Annotated in this window: 10 protein-coding genes and 1 rRNA gene; 3 read left to right on the top strand and 8 right to left on the bottom strand. The window is 56.5% G+C overall.

What is annotated here, in order from left to right:
* Positions 1 to 6: 6 nt before the first annotated feature.
* Entirely contained in the window at positions 7 to 483 is a 477-nt protein-coding gene (locus tag ABIE61_RS02775) for a DUF2489 domain-containing protein (RefSeq protein ID WP_354406499.1), read from the bottom strand.
* 81 nt (positions 484 to 564) lie between these two features.
* On the opposite strand from ABIE61_RS02775, the gene ABIE61_RS02770 reads away from it, so the two are divergent.
* On the top strand, positions 565 to 1,005 hold the full coding sequence (locus tag ABIE61_RS02770; RefSeq protein ID WP_175527643.1) for a PaaI family thioesterase: 441 nt from the start codon (positions 565 to 567) through the stop codon (positions 1,003 to 1,005).
* Between the two features lie 19 nt (positions 1,006 to 1,024).
* On the opposite strand, the gene ABIE61_RS02765 is transcribed toward ABIE61_RS02770, so the two are convergent.
* The 5 genes from ABIE61_RS02765 to recC all read right to left on the bottom strand — a co-directional run bounded on the left by ABIE61_RS02765 (position 1,025) and on the right by recC (position 12,040).
* Entirely contained in the window at positions 1,025 to 2,017 is a 993-nt protein-coding gene (locus ABIE61_RS02765; RefSeq protein WP_354406495.1) for a c-type cytochrome, read from the bottom strand.
* Positions 2,017 to 2,679: a c-type cytochrome gene (locus tag ABIE61_RS02760; protein ID WP_354406492.1), complete on the bottom strand. Its 663-nt coding sequence runs from the start codon at positions 2,677 to 2,679 to the stop codon at positions 2,017 to 2,019. Before ABIE61_RS02760 ends, ABIE61_RS02765 begins: the two co-directional genes overlap by 1 nt.
* 124 nt (positions 2,680 to 2,803) lie before the next feature.
* Entirely contained in the window at positions 2,804 to 4,849 is a 2,046-nt protein-coding gene (recD, locus tag ABIE61_RS02755; RefSeq protein WP_354406490.1) for an exodeoxyribonuclease V subunit alpha, read from the bottom strand.
* Complete coding sequence (gene recB / locus ABIE61_RS02750) at positions 4,842 to 8,588, bottom strand: exodeoxyribonuclease V subunit beta (protein ID WP_354406488.1); 3,747 nt, start codon at positions 8,586 to 8,588, stop codon at positions 4,842 to 4,844. The genes recD and recB overlap by 8 nt, the downstream gene beginning before the upstream one ends.
* A complete protein-coding gene (recC, locus tag ABIE61_RS02745) occupies positions 8,585 to 12,040 on the bottom strand; it encodes an exodeoxyribonuclease V subunit gamma (protein WP_354406485.1) in 3,456 nt (1,151 codons plus the stop codon). The genes recB and recC overlap by 4 nt, the downstream gene beginning before the upstream one ends.
* 196 nt (positions 12,041 to 12,236) lie before the next feature.
* On the opposite strand from recC, the gene ABIE61_RS02740 reads away from it, so the two are divergent.
* A complete protein-coding gene (locus ABIE61_RS02740; RefSeq protein ID WP_354406483.1) occupies positions 12,237 to 14,798 on the top strand; it encodes an EAL domain-containing protein in 2,562 nt (853 codons plus the stop codon).
* An 18-nt stretch (positions 14,799 to 14,816) separates the two neighbouring features.
* Here the strand turns inward: ABIE61_RS02740 and ABIE61_RS02735 are convergent, their stop codons facing one another.
* The gene (locus tag ABIE61_RS02735) at positions 14,817 to 17,081 is read right to left on the bottom strand and encodes a methyl-accepting chemotaxis protein (RefSeq protein ID WP_354406480.1); all 2,265 of its coding nucleotides are present in this window, start codon (positions 17,079 to 17,081) and stop codon (positions 14,817 to 14,819) included.
* A 189-nt stretch (positions 17,082 to 17,270) separates the two neighbouring features.
* On the opposite strand from ABIE61_RS02735, the gene fabI reads away from it, so the two are divergent.
* Positions 17,271 to 18,035, top strand: coding sequence for an enoyl-ACP reductase FabI (gene fabI, locus ABIE61_RS02730; RefSeq protein ID WP_354406478.1), 765 nt, complete (start codon positions 17,271 to 17,273; stop codon positions 18,033 to 18,035).
* 264 nt (positions 18,036 to 18,299) lie between these two features.
* Here the strand turns inward: fabI and rrf are convergent.
* A 5S ribosomal RNA gene (gene rrf / locus ABIE61_RS02725) occupies positions 18,300 to 18,383 on the bottom strand; the annotation flags it as partial.

Raw genomic sequence — 18,383 nt, 5'->3', positions numbered from 1 at the left:
CCCTGATCAGCTCAGATACTGGCCTCGGCTTAATGCCTTGGCCGCTCCCTGTATTGCGTTCAGGTGCCCCTGTTCAAGCTGCTCCATCTCACGCTGATACTCCAGCTTGAGCTTTTTCGGTAAGGCCTTCCATTCATCCTTGATCGGGATGTGACTGGTTTTGTCATGCACTTCGGTGATCACCTGAAATGTCTCTTCCTGCAGCAGCTGGGGACGAAAATTCTCCAGCAGTACTTTAAGACGAATACAGCCCTCGGTTGCTGTCATTTTCTCATCATGCAAAATGGCATGTGCAACCAGCCGGATACTTTCACTCAGATATTCCTGCCGTGCCTCAAACTGCTTCAGCCATTCGGCTTCCTGAGCCGCCAGCTGGGTCTTGCGCGATTTTTCCTGCTGCAGCTGGCGAAAAATGATCGCTGCCAATACGGTGATCGCAACCAGTCCGGCTGCAATCAGGCCATAGATCAGTGTATTGTTCATGCTAAACCTCAAGGACAGATGGATGCCGTTTGCAACCTATTATGCCAAATACGGCCTCTTCTGACTCATTACGGAGCTGTCATGTCGAGCGATCAACATTACGAGCGTTTGATCAGAATGTATCAACAGGCCCCCATCAACCGCCTGTACCCGTCCCAGCTTACACTGGATAAGGGGCACGCCCGCATTGAGTTGGCGCCGGACCCTGGCCTCTGCCACGCAGCAGGAACCCTGCACGGTTCAGTATTGTTCAAGTTACTGGATGATGCCGCCTATTTTGCTGCAGCCAGCCGAGTACAGGATCAGTTTTTGGTAACGGCCAGCTTTCATACGTTGTTCATGCGACCGGCAAAAGTGGGGGCTCTTCATGCCGTCGGCCGCTTGATCAGTGCCGGGCGCCAGCAGCTGATTGCCGAAGCCAGCGTGTATGACGAACGCAGCCGTGAGCTGGCGCGAGGCCAGGGCTGCTTTAGCCGCAGCGGTATCATGCTGGATGAGGTAACTGAGCAGGAGAGGTCTTAGCGACCCCTCCTGAAAACCTTTACTCGAACGTAAAGCTGCGAGGCTTCAGGTTGTCCGGCTTGAGGAACGGCTTGTCGCCGGTGTTGTCATGCTGGCCCAAGACCTTGCCGTTGAACTCGGTACCGTAGCGCGAGTGCTTGTGGAAGTTCAGGTGCTTCTCGCGGGTTTCCTTGGCATCGCCGGTGAAACGCGGGTCCTGCGGACGCTCCTGGCTGTTGATGTACCAGGCCACGTTCCAGGCATCCTTTTCACTCAGTGAGCCTGGCTTGCCCAGCGGCATGTTCATGTGGATGAAGGAAGCCGCTGTATAGATACGGCTGATACCGGCACCCCAGTTGTAGGAGTTGTCGCCCCAAACCGCCGGGAACACCACCTTGCCGTTGACGCGCTGGCCATTGCCGTCATCACCATGACAGATTGCGCAGTTTTCCTGGTATACTTTCTGGCCAGCTTCATAGCTGATATCAGCCGGAATCTGCTTGCCCAGACTGCTGAAACCACGGCCGCTGATATTACGCTCATACACCTTCGCGCCGGTTGCCAGCCACTGGTGGTAGGCGCTGAGGGCTACCATTTCATCACTGCCATAGGCCGGCGGCTTACCATTCATTGAGTAGGCAAAACAGCCGGCGATGCGCTCTTCCAGCGAGTTCACATGGCCGTTTTTGCCACGGAAATCAGGCAGTGTGGTAACCGCAGGCCAGACCGGGCCGGACCAGTTCTGTCCGCCTTCACCCATGTGGCAGTTGCGGCAGCTGTTGTCGTTGAACACATATTTGCCGCGCAGCTGCTGGGTATTGTTGAACAGATCGCGGCCCTTGAGGATCACTTCCCGCAGTTCGGGATGGATGCTTTTATCGGCGTATAGATCTTCCAGTGTGGGTGCCTGGTGTACATAGGCACCTTCCTTGTGAGCCGGCAGGTTAACCGGAACTTTCGGCTCCGCCGCATGTGTGGCCGATGTCAGTACGGCAGCAGACACCGCCACTGCCAGCGCATTGAAATGGTTCATTACTGACCTCCTTCGACAACAGTGACAGGCTGAGCCGCCAGATACGTCGCGACCGCTTCAATCTCAGCATCAGTCAAACGCTCGGCAACGCCGGTCATCAGCTGCACTGGATCGTTGTGACGGCTGCCACTCTGCCAGGCCTTGAGTTGCTGGCGAATATAGGTCGGATGTTGGCCGGCAATGCCTGGAAATGCAGAACCAACACCTGCATTACCGGGACCGTGACAACTGCTGCAGGAAGGCACATGCTTGCTCCAGTCGCCGCGCAGAGCCAGCTTTTCACCCAGGGCCAGTACCTCTTCACTGGCGCTGGACGCTTTCACGGCAGGCACTGGTTGCGACGCGTAATAGGCGGCAACGTCCAGAATCTGCTGTTCGCTGAGGTTATCCACATTCGGCTGCATGATCGGGCTGACCCGGGTACCCGCGTTGTAGTCCTGCATCTGCTTGGCCAGGTATTCGGCACTCAGTCCAGCCAAGCGCGGAAAACCACCTGCATCATTACCAGCACCGTCCATGCCGTGACACGCCAGACAGGGCGCACCACTGCCATCCCCCTGCATGACGATTTTCTGTCCGTCAGCGGCCACACCCGCTGCCTGCGCAGTACCGCTGGCCAGCACAACACCGGCCAACATGAGGCGCAATCCTGATTTGAACATGGCACTCTCCCCATTGCTCATGTCTAATTTAGAATAGGCTTAACAGGCATTAGTTTATGCCAAAAAATGACATAAATCATGAAAGGGCACCTCTCTTTGGTCTGAGAAGAAGGATTTCACCTGTTCAAGACAAGCGTATGAGCCTTTTGCCCAGCCCGCTGGCCCGGCGCACTCGCGCACGTACGGCATCATCCAGTCGGCCAGGGTGGCTCAGCAGCAGGGTGAACCAGCGACTGGCGCGTGTAATACCAGTGTAAACCAGCTCCCGCGTCAGCACCGGGTTGACCGCGGGTGGCAGCAGCAGAGCCGTGTGTGCAAATTCAGAGCCCTGTGACTTGTGCACAGTCATCGCGTACACGGTTTCGATCGCCTGAAGCCGACTGGGCAGGACCCATTTGAGATTGCCGTCCGCGAGCGGGAAGACCACGCGCAGCCCAGTGGACCCATCCGTCTCCTGGCGCATCAGGGTAATACCGATATCACCGTTCATCAGTCCCAGGCTGTAATCGTTACGGGTAACCAGTACAGGCCTGCCTTCGTACCAACCTTCACTGCGTAATATCAACCCGGCACGCTGCAGCACAGCGGCAATACGTGCATTCAACCCCTCGACTCCCCAGGGGCCGCGGCGCAGCGCACAAAGCAGTTGAAACTCGCCAAAGGTGTCCAGTACTTGTCTGGCCCAAACGTCTTGTGTCTGCTCATCATGGCTTTCGGGTCTGTGTGTACTCAGCTGCTCAAGATACTCGCGATAGCCGCGAGGCTGCATTCCTTCAGCCGTGGCCGGCTGGGGGCCGCCATCCAGTATCAGGCGATCCAGTGCCCTGTCGGCATCACCCTTGAGGTGAATCCAGCCAAGATCGACATAACCCGCCGCCAGCACGGTATTTACCGCCTGCGGCTGGCCGCTGTTGACAGCTCGTGCCAGCGCACCGATGCCACTGTCGACACCAAAGCGGTGACTGTACCTGAGCATCGCAATGGTTTGCGCCAGCGGCTGCTCAGAAGGACTCCCGGCTTCAGACTGCCACTGCGCCACGTCCTGCCCGGTACGCCGCTGCAGTTGCAGCAGGGTTTCACGGCTGTAACCGCCTCGTTCGGCACCTTCGCACAAATCCCCCAGTACCGAGCCGGCTTCCACCGAGGCCAGCTGATCCTTGTCGCCCAACAGAATCAGCCGTGCTCTGGTCGGCATGGCCGCCAACAACTGGTGCATCATTTCCAGGTCAATCATGGAGGCTTCATCCACGACGACCAGATCGGCATGCAGCGGGTTATCCACATTGTGGATAAAACGGCGTGTGTTGGGCCGAGCTCCCAACAGCCGGTGCAAAGTTGTTACCTCCTGCGGGACACCCTGCTGCATCTCTGCAGGCAGGTGTCCAATTGCGCCGCTGATTGATTCGGTCAACCGCGCCGCAGCCTTTCCTGTGGGCGCCGCCAGCCGAATACGCAAGGTGCGACCTTCATCACGGGCGAGACTTTGCAGCAGTGCCAGCAAACGAACGACCGTGGTGGTTTTGCCCGTACCGGGGCCACCGGTAATGATGCCGAAGCGACTGCCCGCCACCAACGCACAGGCCAGCTGTTGCCAGTCCAGGTGCCCCTCTTGCAGATGAAACAGCTCTGACAGGCGTTGCCGCAGGCGAACGTCATCCACCTCAACCGGTTGCAGGCGATCGGCTATCCGTTCAGCGACCTCCACTTCGTAACGCCACTGGCGGTAGAGATAAAGACGGGTAGTGCCCGGTTCCAGCACCAGCGGTGCGGGCGGATCACCTGCACTGACCAGCACCGTTTCCGCCAGCACCTGCAGCCACTGACCACGCCCAAGCCCCTGCAACAATTCAACCGGTCGATCTGGCAGAGCTTCGCCAAATTCTCCGTCTGGTGGTAGTGATAGAGCACTGTCCGGCGCCGAGAGCAGACTATCCAGATCAACGCAGATATGTCCTCGGCCCAACTGGTGGCTGACCAGCACAGCCGCCAGCATCACCAGCGGCGAGGCATTGGGATCAAGGTCATGCAGGAAGCGACCCAGTGCCAGATCCAGCGACCGTATCCAGCCCCGTTCCTGCCAGCGCTGCAGCAGCGATTCCAGCACAGTCCAGTCGGCCAGCGCTGGATGCAAAGAGGCTTCGGTTGCGAAAAGATCGACCTGTTCAGACATGAGCACTCTCCCTGTTGGCCAGCAGTGCATCCAGTGTTTCAATCAACTGCGCTGACGGACGATCAATGCAGCAGCCATGCTGCTCCGGTTCTGTAATGCCACGCAGAAACAGATAAAGAGCACCGCCTACATGCTGTTCGTAGCCCCGGATGGGGTCATCGGCATAACCCGGCAACCGGGCCTTGAGCAGCCGGTGCAACGCCAGCAGATAAAGCACATACTGCACGTCGTAGCGCTTATCCAGCACCGCCTTTTGCATCGCCGCAGCGCTGTAGTGACTGTTGTCCGGCCCCAACCAATTGGACTTGTAATCGGCCACCCAGTAGCGCCCCTGATGCTCGAACACCAGATCGATAAATCCCTTGAGCATACCGCCCAGCTGCTGCGGCGCCAGTGCAGGACGCGGCTGGTCCGGCAACACCTGCTGCGTGATCAGGCGGTCCAGTCGACTTACCGGCACCTCAGCAACCTCCAGCCAGAACTCCATCTCGGCCTGATACTGTTGCAATTGCGCCAGCGGTACACTTTGCCCAACCAGTGGCAGGGGGATAGTCAGCAGCTTCTGCAACCAATCGTCCAGCACCGGCAACCAGGGTTGCCATTCCCGCCGCTGGCAGCGCGGTGCCAGAAACTGGTGTCGCAGTGGCGCCTCCCGTGCCACTCGCTCAAAGCCCTCTTCCGCTGCCCATTCCAGTACACCGTGCAAAAAGGTACCCGCCTGAGGGCCTTTCCAGAAATGATGCGGATCATAGGCAAACTCAACCACAACGGCACGCGTTGACGGCTCATCCAGATTTTCCCGAGCGGTTTCTTCACGGGCACTTTCAGCCGGCTCAGCCTCGGCGGGCTGCTCCTGCTCGGCCCCCCCCTGCAGCTGGCTGATCGCACTGTAACTGGCGATCCACCAGCGTTCAGCTGCAACCGGTCTATCGCAAAGGCGTGCCGGTGCCAGTGCTGTTACAGTGGCAGTGTCCGGCAGCAACTCGGCATCGATTGTCGGCGGAGGCTCCACTTCGATCACACCGGCACTGACCAGCGGTTGCAGCCGGGCCTTGAGCGTCGCGCTGTCGGTTTTCGCTTCGCAACCCAACAATTGGCCGAAAGCGCTTTTGTGCAGACTAAGCGAACGGTTGTATTTGATTGCAGCCACCCCCAGCCAACACGCGAACACGGGGCGGGTCAGTGCCACATAGAGCAGGCGCAGATCTTCCTGTAGCCGCTCGGCTTCTGCAGCCCGCTTGGCGCTTTCATCCTTGCTGTCCAGTTCCAGTACACTGCCCTGCTCCGACTGATAGCGGTAGCTGCCGTCACTGGCAGTCACTTCACGGTAGGCACAGATGAAGGGCAGAAACACCAACGGATATTCCAGCCCCTTGGACTTGTGAATGGTCACCACCTGCACCAGGTCAGCATCACTTTCCAGCCGCATGATGTGTTCATCACCCCCCTGGCCGCTGTCCATGATCTGTTCCTGCAGGTAGCGAATCAGGGCCTGCTCACCTTCCAGCTGGCTACTGGCCGCCTGCAGAAGTTCGGCAAGATGCAGCAAGTTAGTCAGCACCCGCTCACCACCCGCATCCTGTAGCAGACGGGCAGGAAGCTCAAAACTGTCCAGAAGGTGGCGCACCATTGGCAGAACACCCTGCCGCTGCCAAATGTCACGCAAATGGCGGAACCGCTCCACTGCCTGTTCCCACAGCTGCTCATCACGGGTTATCTGTTCCAAGTGAACGTAGCCCAGATCCAGCGTTCGACTGGCCAACGCACCCTGCAGCAGGCCCGGCTGCTCCGGTTCGGCACAGGCGCGCAGCCAGCGCCAGAGGTCTTCAGCTTCGGCACTGGCATAGACCGAAGCCTGATCGGAAAGGTACACACTGCGAACGTTGCGTTGCTGCAGGGCATCACGAACCAGCCGGGCCTCGCTGCCGTTGCGCACGAGAATGGCGATATCACTTGGCCTGATCGGGTTCAGCTGGCCATCCTCGGAGCGAAAGCCCGCCCGTTGCTTTTGCGACAGTGAGAGCAGGTGACGAATCTGGCTGGCACTGTGCTCGGCCATCAGCCTGCGGTAATCACCGACGGCTATCCCGTCAGCCGCGTCCTCCTCCAACAGCCAGTGCGTCAGGGCTGATGGCCGTACGCCTTCAACCTCAAATACCGTTTTGCGGCCGTTGGCATCCACCGGAATAAACGGCAACGGGTTATCACCCTCACGGGCAAAACGAAAGGCACCACTGGCCTGGCTGGCTTCAGCATGCTCAAACAGCCGGTTGACCGCCTCCACCAAGGCTTTTGATGAACGGAAATTGCGCCCGAGGGTATAGTGGCACCCGCTGGTATCACGTCGTGCCTGCAGATATGTATGAATATCGGCACCACGAAAGGCGTAGATCGCCTGCTTGGGGTCACCTATCATCAACAGTGCGCACTCTGAGGGGTCAGCATCCGGCAGGTTCGTGCCGCGATAGATGCGGCTAAAAATACGGTACTGCAGTGGATCGGTATCCTGAAACTCGTCGATCAGTGCGACCGGGTACTGACGACGAATGGTTGCGGCAAGGCGATCACCCCCTTCGCCCTGCAGTGCGTGATCCAGCCGCACCAGCATGTCATTGAAGCCGAGCGCCGCTGCGCGCTCGCGGGATCGATCAAAACGCTGCTGAATCCATTGCGCCGCATGCAGCTGTACCGGTTGCAGTGGAGGCTGCAGCTGCAGGTAATCCACCAGCTCCTGTAACAGGTCGAATACAGGATGCTCCGGCGTCTGGTCCTGCATCTTTTTGGCTGTTTTATCGGTCAGCTTTGCACGCGCAAAGTGGGCCAACCTGTCACTCGACAGCATGCCCCCTTCAGCCCAGACCACCATGTCAGCCAGCTTTTCAGGCAGGGTTTCCGGCTTGTAGCTGGTGTTATTCAGAATCTTCTTTTGGGCGGCACTGATCAGCAGCGTTTCAATTTCGTCGTGCTCAGCCAGCCAGAGGGTGCGTGCCCGCTGCTCCAGCTGCTGCTTCTGTGGCAGCCAGTCGTTCAACTTCCGGGCATATTCTGCAGGGGACTGAGCCTCGCTGATACTGCTGCCCTGATATCGTACCTGTTGATCACCCGGCTGCAGCAGGGGTTTGACCGCCTGCAGCAGAGCATCGGGATCAGCGGCCAGTTCACTCAGTGCTTCGGCCACGATCGGCGACAGTGCGTAGCACCAGCTGCGCCAGTAGTCACGTGCCATCTCGGCCAGCAATTCGCTGTCATCCTGCTCCAGCTGCTGGCGGAACAGGCTGCCGGTATCAAAAGCGTGCTGGGTGAGCATGCGCTGGCACCAGCTGTGGATGGTGTATACCGCGGCTTCATCCATCCACTCAGCGGCCTGCTCCAATTTGCGGGCGGCCAGCGCTCGTGCCTCTTCCATGGCAAATTCGGGCTCGGCGAGCAGCTGCTGCAGGAACGGATCAGGCGCGGACTGACCACGAAATACGCGCGCGGCATCGGCCAGGCGAGTGCGGATTCGGTCACGCAATTCACGGGTGGCTGCATTGGTGAAGGTCACCACCAGAATCTCAGGCGGTAACAGGTCACGTAGAAAGCGGGTATCAGTATTGCCATGGCCCAGTACCAGGCGCACATACAGCGCGGCGATGGTGAAGGTCTTGCCGGTACCGGCGCTGGCCTCGATCAGGCGCTGTCCATGCAGTGGAAAGGCCAGCGTGTCCAGCGTTTGTGGCTGAGTGTTCGGTGTTTTCATACGCCCTCCCGCTGCAGCAGCTCAGCCTGATCAATCAAGGGTTGATACAGTGCACGTGCCCAGTCTTCCAGACCCTCCTCCAGCAGGCTGTCAAAGTCTGGCCACGCCCGCTGCAGGTAACGGTCCCGTATGCCCTCCCCCGGGAAACGACTATCGCCGTTGTAGGCGTGGTAGGCGTGGTAGGCCTGTGTAATTGGATCTTTCCCATCAGCAGCCGTCAGCAGAGCAAGGCCAGTTCGACAGGCCAGCGGCGCCGGCTTTTCAAGCGCCTGCAGGTAATGGGACAGCAGTGTATTGAGCTGCGCTTGTGCCTGTGTGGCCGTGATCGGCCTGATCCGGGCACTGGTATCCGGCCCGACCAGAAAGGTGGTCAGTGAGTACCCGCTTGCACTGACGGCAAGGTGATCCAGCCATGCCCGGACAAGCCGGTGCCAGCGTGGTGCTCCCTTGTCGCTGATGGCCTGAGGCGAATGCAGTATCAGAGCCAGTTCCGGCCCCGAACGGTGTCGGTAAAGCCCACTGAGCCAGTCTTCCAGCATCACCTGCCCTCCATCCACTTGCAGACACAGCTGCAACTCCAGCGCATCAGGCAAGAGTTGCCAGTCGGCGAATAACGGCTGTAGATGACGCAGCGTTGAAGCGGCCGGGCTGACGATTTCTCGCAGCGAACGTTCGCCGTAGGCACCCAGCGGCAACTCCCCCGCTCGCTGCCAGCGTGCCAGCTGCGCCTGGATGCCCAGCTCCGGTGTGTCGGCTTTAAGCCCGGCATCGATCAGGTCAGAACCCAGCCGATACTGATCAAGCCGGTTAAAACGGAAGGGCTCATGCTCCTGCGGCATCTCTTCCAGCGTATCGAACCAGACATTGAGGCGCTGGTTGAAGAAGATTTGCACCGGGTTGCGCAGGAAACGCTGCAGCGGTTTCAGACTCAGGCTTTGAGGCAACTCCATCGGAGGCAACTCTCCGGCCTCTAGCCTGCCCACTGCTTCATGTACGTCACGCCACTCGCGGGCGTAGGTGAACAGGCGTGGGTTATGCTCAAAGTAGCGTGGACTGAAAGGTTGCAACGGGTGCGCGGTAGTCAGGGCATGTAACACTGCCTTACCGTCCTCTGCCGCCGTTGCCCAACCCTGCTGGATGTGGTCACGCAACTGAGCCACCAATACTGATGGCGGCTGTTCGGCATTATCACGTACACTGCGACCCACCCAGCTGATATAGAACGCATCTCGCGCCGACAGCAGTGCTTCCAGAAACAGGTAGCGGTCATCTTCACGCCTTGACCGGTCACCAGGGCGGTAGCGCCCCACCATCAGGTCGAAATCCATTGGCGGCTGTACGCGTGGATAGTCGCCATCGTTCATTCCCAACAGGCAAACCCGACGAAAGGGGATGGCACGCATCGGCATCAGGGTCGAGATGTTGACGGCCCCAGCCAGGAAGCGTTGTGACAGACTTTGTTCATCGATGCCATCAAGCCAGCTTTCGCGCACCACTTCCAGCGGCAGCGGACGATTCAACCCGGCTTCGGCACAAGCCTCCTGCCATTGCTGCAACTTCAGTCCGAGCCGCTCCAGCAGTATCAGGTCCTGATCGCTGACGGGCAGCAAAAAACGCTCCAGCAGATCAGTAAGGATTAAACCCCAATCAATATGTGACTTTGGGGTTAGCAAGTGCTCACGCAACTGCAGCAGAGCGGCGATCAGCTCAGCCAATGGCCCCACTTGTGCCGCCTCCAGCCCCCCGACTTCGCCATAGGTCTCAATATCGGCGAATGTCTGTTCTTCGCCCATCGCATAACCCAGTAACATGCGACGCAGGCCGAACAGCCAGGTGTTCTGCTCCAGCCCTTCGGGCAGCTCCAAGCCTGCGCGTTGGGCACTGTCCAGCCCCCAGCGAATACCGGATTCACGAACCCAGTGCTGCAGTCGAGGCAGGTCTGTCTCGGCCATGCCAAAACGTTCACGCAACGCCGGCACCTCCAACAGGTCAAACAACTGACTGACGCCAAAACGCTCCTGCGGCAGCTGCAGCAAGAGTTCCAGTGCAATCAGCAGTGGCGCCTGACCACGGTTCTGCTGATCATTGAGGGTGAAGGGGACAAAACGCGGGTCCTGTCGCTGCAGGCGGCCGAACACGGCACGGATATGCGGTGCATACTGGTTGACGTCGGGCACCATCACGATGATATCGCGAGGCCGCAGTGATGGATCCTGTTGAAACCAGTGCAACAGCTGGTCGTGCAGTATTTCGACCTCACGCTGACGACTGTGTGCTATCTGAAAAGTCAGTGAGTGATCACCTTCAACCCAGATCCGGGGAACATGAGATGTTGGCTCCAGCTCCAGAATATCCTGCTGAATCTGGTTCAGCAGTGGCAAAGATTCAATATCGCGTTCGGCTTCATCAAACAGATCGATGCGTTCAAACCAGTCCTGATAACGCCCGGGTTCATCAAACTGATCCAGCAAGCGAATATAATCACGGCCCTGCTTGCCCCAGGCCGCCAGCAGAGGCTGCGCATGCAGATGCAGCTGAGCATCACTCAATACTTCCGGCATACCTTCCTTGCGTACCTGCCGTCGTTTTTCACTGCGCAGCAGTTCCTTGCCATCGATAATATCGGCCCAATAGTGCCGGCAAGGGTTATGTACGCACAGCAAAACCTGGGTGTGGCGTGACAGAGCGGCCAACGCCTCAATGAACTGTTGCGGCAGTGCCGATATGCCAAACACCACCAGACGACGCGGCAACCCCGCCGGACGTTGACGCAGTGACTTGCAGCCATCAAGGAAGCGCTGCTGCAGATCGGCACGACTCAACATTCGCTGCTGGTCATCGAGGTCCGCACGAATGGCACGCCAAAGCAGTGCCTGCCAGCGCTGATCATCCGACAACGGCCGAGGCTGGCCATGGGCATCAATCAGGATATCCTGACCATCGGCCCATGCCTTTAACCAGTCGGCACGGTAGACCTGATACTGGTCAAACAGATCCGCCAGCCGTTCGGCCAGCTGGTATTCCTTGCGTGCACTTTCGTCATCCTTAAGAAAATGCGACAGCGATTCAAAGTCAGGCTGCTTGAGCAGGTCGGGCAGTAGTCGCAGCAACCGCCAGGTCAGGCGAGATTTGTCATAGGGTGATGTTTTAGGAACTGCATCAGGGCCGAGGACAGCCCGATATGCCTGCCACAGAAAGGCCGAGGGCAGCTGAATGTCCAGCGCAGCCGCGATGCCACAGCCAGGCTGCTCCGGGTCATCTGTCGAACGCGCCAACGCCAGCTGCAGCCACTGGGCAATACCGTTGCTTTGAACCAGCACGACTTCGTTTTCCAGCACCCCAAGCGGGTTAATTTGCATCCACTGCACCAGCAACGTGCGCAGTGCCTCAAGTCGATTGCTGTGGATAATCGCCAGTCCCGAGGATACGGGGGTAGTTGAGTCATGTGCCATCTGCCTGGCTCCCTGTCATACAGCGTTCCGAACGGACTAGGATACACCGGCACTCGAAGGCACGACAGGACTGAGATCGACGTCCTCTCCTGTCTCCAATACTTGACAGATATCAACCCTCTACCAATTGCCTGCAGATCAGTTCACACTCTGCGCGTACAATCGTCCGACTATAAATAAAACAGCAGTGGTTCATATGTCACGTCACTCGCCATCCATCCGGCGTTACCTGCTCAACCGCACATTTCTTTTTTCTGCCATCGGATTTCTGGTGTTGCTGCTGGTCTGCCGCCAAGCCTATCAGGCCAGTGTACGTGACAGCGCTCAGGAAATTGCCCGCTCGGTCGCCGAAAGCACCTTCAACTCAATGTATCTTGTCATGAGCCAGGGCTGGACCCGGCTGCAGCTGGAGCAATTCATGCGCCAGCTGTCCAACACCGAGCACCCCGCTTCCAGCCTTAAAGTGAGTGTTTTCCGTGGCACCAAAGTAACCGAGCGATTCGGCTCCATCGAGCAGCCCGATCTGGATGCTTTGATGCGCGAGGCCATGCAAAGCGGTGAGATCATTGAGGAGAATGACGGTACTCATCAACGCTATCTGTATCCGCTTCAGGCCCGCGAAAACTGTACGGGTTGCCATACCAATGCCCGCGTTGGTGACAACCTGGGGCTGATCGAGGTGCGTCAGGACCTCAGCCGTCAGATGAGCGTTGCAAACCGAAACCTGCTGTATTACCTGTTGCTGCTTTCCCCTTTGCCCTTCCTGTTTGGTTTCTGGGCGGTGCGGACCGTGACACTGCGTATCAATCAGTCTGTAAAAGAGCTGAGCAACAGGATTTCACGAGTCGATTCGCTTGAGGATCTCAGTCAGCTGTCAAAAGACAAAAAGGATCTTGGCTTCAGGGAGCTGAATCACATATTCGGACAGGTCGAAGCGCTTGCTGAAAAATTACGCACCATCGCGGTGGACAAAGACCTGCTGGAGTTCGAAATCCGTCTGCTGGAGAAATTTGTCATCACGTCGGAAGTGGTACGGGACTGGCGCGAATACGTTAATCTGTTGATGCTGGATATCAACCAGGTCATTCCGATCTACACCATGTTTTCCATCTTCAAGGTGGACGATGAGATGTTTGATCTGGAAATTTTCTGGCTGCGCCCCCCCGCCAAGGAAACCAAGAAGATGATGGAGCAGGCGGTGCTCAATCGCCTGCAGGGCAACGATCACTTTTCGATACCCGGCGAGATTATTATTCACCACAACTCGGTACAGCTTGAGGGTCCCGAGATGGTGCTGAACACGACCGAAATTGAGTTACAGACCAAGTCTCTGTTGGTCGAAACACCCAAGATCGGTGGCATTGTCGGTATCGGTGTGCATGCCGATATCGTCAAGGACAGTACCAAGGTACTGGTACTGGAGAGCATTTTGTCCACCCTGCTCAATGTGGTCGGCTCGGTTAAAGCGATCTACAAGTACACCCGTGACCTTGAATACTATGCAACACGTGATCCGCTGACCAACCTGTATAACCAGCGCATGTTCTGGGAGCTGTTGGACTACGAACTGGATCGCTGCCATCGTCACGATTATCAGGTCGCCCTTTTGATGATCGATCTGGACAACTTCAAGGCGGTCAATGACGGCTATGGTCATGCCATGGGAGACAAATTGCTGCGGCAGCTTGCTCTGGCCATGCAGGAGGTGTTGCGTACCGGCGATATTCTGGCCCGCTACGGTGGCGATGAATTTGTAGTGGTGCTGCCTGAAACAACGCTGGAACAGACCAGCGAAGTCTGTGAGCGCCTGCTACATTGCCTGCAATCCTTCAGCCTTGAGACCGAGAAAGGCGGTCTGGTACGCGTCACCGGCTCGATCGGGGCAGGCATCTTCCCTGACCATGCGGATAACCGCAAAGACCTGTTCATGTTCGTCGATAACCTGATGTACCGGGCCAAAACTCAGGGCAAGAACCGTATCAGCCTGCCACATAAAGAAGATGTAGCGGATATTTTCAACGACCTTAACCAGAAGATGCTGCTGGTCAATGATGCCATCGAGAATCGCAGCGTGGTGCCGGTTTTTCAGCCCATTCAACCACTGGATGAGGATACGCCTGCTGTAGAAGTACTCAGTCGTCTGCAGCTGCCGGGTGACAAACTGATGTCAGCCGGCGAATTCATTGAGATTGCAGAGTCCATGGGCAAGGTACATCTGCTGGACTACATCGTAATGGAAAAGGCGTTCGCCAAGGTTCAGGAAACCGATTATCAGGGCCTGCTGTTCATCAATCTGTCACCCCGTTCGATACTGGTGCGCGACTTCCTGCAAACGCTTCACGAGCTGACTCAGCGATACCAACTGACCCCATCCCGGATTGTGTTTGAAATAACCGAGCGCGACACTGTCAAGAACATGGGGCTGCTGGAGAACTTTGTCCGCAGCCTGAAGGATTCCGGCTACATGATGGCCATCGATGATTTTGGCTCCGGCTTTTCATCGTTCCATTACCTGAAGTACCTGCCAATCGATTTCGTTAAGATAGAAGGCGAGTTCATCGCCAACATGGGCAATGATCCTCGAGACCTGGCCTTTGTGGTCAGTATTACCGAACTGGCCAAGAAGCTGAACCTTAAAACCGTGGCCGAATTCGTGGAAACCGAGGAAGTGTTGCAGATGGTGCGAGACGTCGGCATCGACTACGCCCAGGGTTACCACATTGGCCGACCCGCGCGTGAAATGCCGGGCCTTAAATAAGCCCGGCATTTTTTCGGTTCAACGAGCTTCCTGAATTAACCGATCAATGGCGCTGACGATTTCACCAGACAGTTGAGCAACCTCCTGATACTTGCGTTCAGCCTCAGGTTCTTTGCCATGATGCTTGGCCTCGATAATCTCGCCAATCAATTGATGCAGACGGTCATGTGGTTTCTCGATGGCCTGTAAAACCGATGAGTTACCGTAGCGTTCCTTGCCGGTAGTGTAGTACCAGCGGCCGAAATCGCATTCGTGTGATGATACCGCCTGCTCATGCGGAATATCCGCGTGCCCATCAAGAAATGCTCGTAGCCTCATCTTCCAGGCCTGATGTGCAGCTTTCGCCACTTCCAGCTCAATTACATCGTCCTGCGTCACTCTGAACTTTCGAATCACCCGCATCAACTGCGAGAGCTCAGAGCCTATGCCGGCAGCTGACACAAGGATATCCGACGCGCCGACCGAGGTTTCTTCAGCACCGGTACCAACGCGCTCGACCGACTGGTTAATGGTTTCACTGACCTGTGTCTGCTCCTCGGCAGCAGAGGCGATCTGCGCGGTCATGTCACGTATCTCATCCATCCCCCGCGTAATTGCCTGCAGCGCTTCCCCTGCACGCGCGGCAGTGGATACCGTCTGTTCAGACTGGCTCTGACTCTGCTCAATAACCCGAACCGTATGTCCGGTCCCTTCCTTGAGTGCACTGATCATGTCGTTGATTTCGGCTGTAGAGTTTTGAGTCCTGTGTGCAAGTGCTCTCACCTCATCCGCCACTACCGAGAAGCCGCGCCCCTGCTCACCTGCACGGGCAGCCTCTATTGCGGCATTCAACGCCAGCAGATTGGTCTGGTCGGCGATATCACGGATAACATCAAGGATGGTATTTATTTTTTCACTGCGGGTTTCGACATCCCGTATCACATCACGCATGGAAGCAACATCTGCTGCCAATGCATTAATGGCGTCAATGGCATCCTCTACAACCCGATGACCAATCTGTGCCTCTTCATCAGCTTTTTGCGTCACCTCTGCAGAGCTGGCTGCACTGCGCGCTACCTCTTGGGCCGTCGCAGTCATCTCGTTCATGGCTGTAGCGATCTCGGTAGTTTCGCGACGTTGGCGGTTCGCAAGTTCCAGCGTATGGTCACTGACATCAAACAGGTGTGAGCCGGAGCTGGAAACTGACGCGACTGCACGCATCAGTTCCTGAATCAACGCTTCAATGCGGCTAATGAAATGATTGAACTCACTTGCGATGTCTGTCAGTTCATTCTTGCCATTAACCGGTAATCGTTGTGTCAGGTCACCGTCACCACTTGATATGTTTTTCATCGCATGCGTGATTTGCAATAGTGGTTTTGCCACACTGCGACTGATATAAAGAGCAATCAAAACTCCCAGCACCAAAAATGCACCAATGATGGCCAGCAACTCATAAAAAGCTTGTTCATATGCATCAATGTAGCTGCTGCGGTCCATTGCCAATGACAGAACACCAATCGACTGGCCTGAAAAATCCTGTAACTGGTTGGAGTAGATCGCGACAGGAGAGCCCTCCAGTTCTCCTGTCCCCATCTGCCCCTCGCCCCGAAGCGCAAGCTTGAATACATCGGGATCGAGCAGCGCCTGATCGCCCCACGTGGACGCGAACAATGTTTGTTGACCCGCATTATTCAGAATTAATGCGACATCCAGCCCGGTTTCCTGTTTGACTTGACCAAAAAACGATTGTCCCAGAGAGAAGCCAAACTCTACCGATCCCCAGTGATGCCCGGCCACTTCCAAAGGCACCATGCCACGGATGCCAAGGCCAGCCACTCCCTGCTCAACGCCACTGACCGCTACTCGTTTCTGATTGGTTTCCACAACAGTCTGGCGGAACCCGGAGAGGTCGTCTCCATACTTTTCCGGTCGATGCACACGCAACCAGGACACCGCTGGTGGTGTGTGAAACTGCAATTGGCGCAAGCCAAAATCTGATTGCAGTCGAGCAAAGGCACCCTCAAGTTCTGCCAGTAACCGGTCACGCGCCCCGTCCGACAGGGCGGCCTGAACACTTGGCTGGCTAGCAACCAGGGTCGCCATAGCTGTTGCCAAACGACGTTCAGACTCTATCCGTTCAAGTACCTTATCAAACTGAACTTTCAGCTCCCGCTCTTCTGCTGCATGGATAAGATTATTGAAGTCACGCATGACAGCTGGCAGTACCAATAACGCAACCAGCAGGAGTAAGAGGCAAAAACCACCTATAACACGCATTCGGATACTGAGATGGTTGAGCATAAGAGGGTCCTTTCTTCAGCTTTGTTTTATTTTTAGTTCGATCATACCTGTTCAACCAGACAGAAAACATGGATATAAAAGCTCACATTACTCACAGATACAAACATTCAGCGTTTTAACCATACAGTCACCGAAACCTGATGAGATAATGGCATCGCACGATTCAATCAGACCCCCATGGAAGCTGAAATGATAGATTTGACAGGAAAACGTGGTGTTATATTCGGCATCGCTAACAACAAAAGCATCGCCTACGGCTGTGCAGAAGTCCTCAGCGGCCTTGGTGCGGAGCTTTGCATTACCTACCTGAATGACAAGGCACGTCCATATGTCGCCCCTTTGGCAGACCAGTTGGGTGCCACTTTGGTACTTCCCTGCGATGTTGCCACTGAAGGCGAGCTTGAGCAGATTTTCGAGCGTCTGAAGCAGGAGTGGGGACAGATCGACTTTGTTATCCATTCAATTGCCTGGTCACCCCTGGATGAACTGCACGGCAAACTGGTGGACTCATCTTCAGAAGGTTTTTGCAAAGCGATGGATATCTCGTGCCACTCTTTCATACGAATGGCGCGGCACGCACGTGAATTGATGCCTCAAGGTGGTTCACTGCTCACCATGAGTTATCATGGTGCTGAACGTGTCGTGGATCACTATAACCTAATGGGCCCCATCAAGGCCGCCCTTGAAAGCTCCGTACGCTATCTTGCAGCAGAGCTGGGACCAGAGCAGATCAGGGTCCACTCTCTATCCCCAGGACCCATGCCAACTCGTGCAGCCAGCGGCATTGATTCCTTTGATGAACTAATGGGAGATGCCATTGAACGATCTCCACTGCACCGGTTGGGGTCACCTTCCGATGTGGGAAAACTTGCCGCTTTTTTGATCAGTGAACACTCATCAGCCCTCACAGGCAACCGCATCTATGTTGATGCAGGTCATCATCTTATGGCATGAAAACGCAATATAAGAGTTTTCCTATATACCCGAAAAGACAACACGCCTATTATGCGCCCTGAGGTTCACAAGGTGTGACCAAGACGACAGGAGTTCGTACCTCACCGCTTGCTTCAGGACTGAAGCAGCGACTGACAGGGAAGTCAGTGACAGGGCCCGCCGCAGGGAAAGCGCCGGGCCCTTTCTTTTGCCTGCCGTCTGCGCGTGTTTTGCCCCAACACAAAAACCCCGGCCTCAACGAGACCGGGGTTTCTGGTATTAAGTGCCTGGCGATGACCTACTCTCACATGGGGAAGCCCCACACTACCATCGGCGATGACGCGTTTCACTGCTGAGTTCGGTATGGGA

Source organism: Marinobacterium sp. MBR-111 (assembly GCF_040547585.1).
GTDB classification, from domain to species: domain Bacteria; phylum Pseudomonadota; class Gammaproteobacteria; order Pseudomonadales; family Balneatricaceae; genus Marinobacterium; species Marinobacterium iners.
The sequence above is the reverse complement of the archived record's forward strand: the minus strand, read 5'-3'. Positions and strand labels throughout refer to the sequence as shown.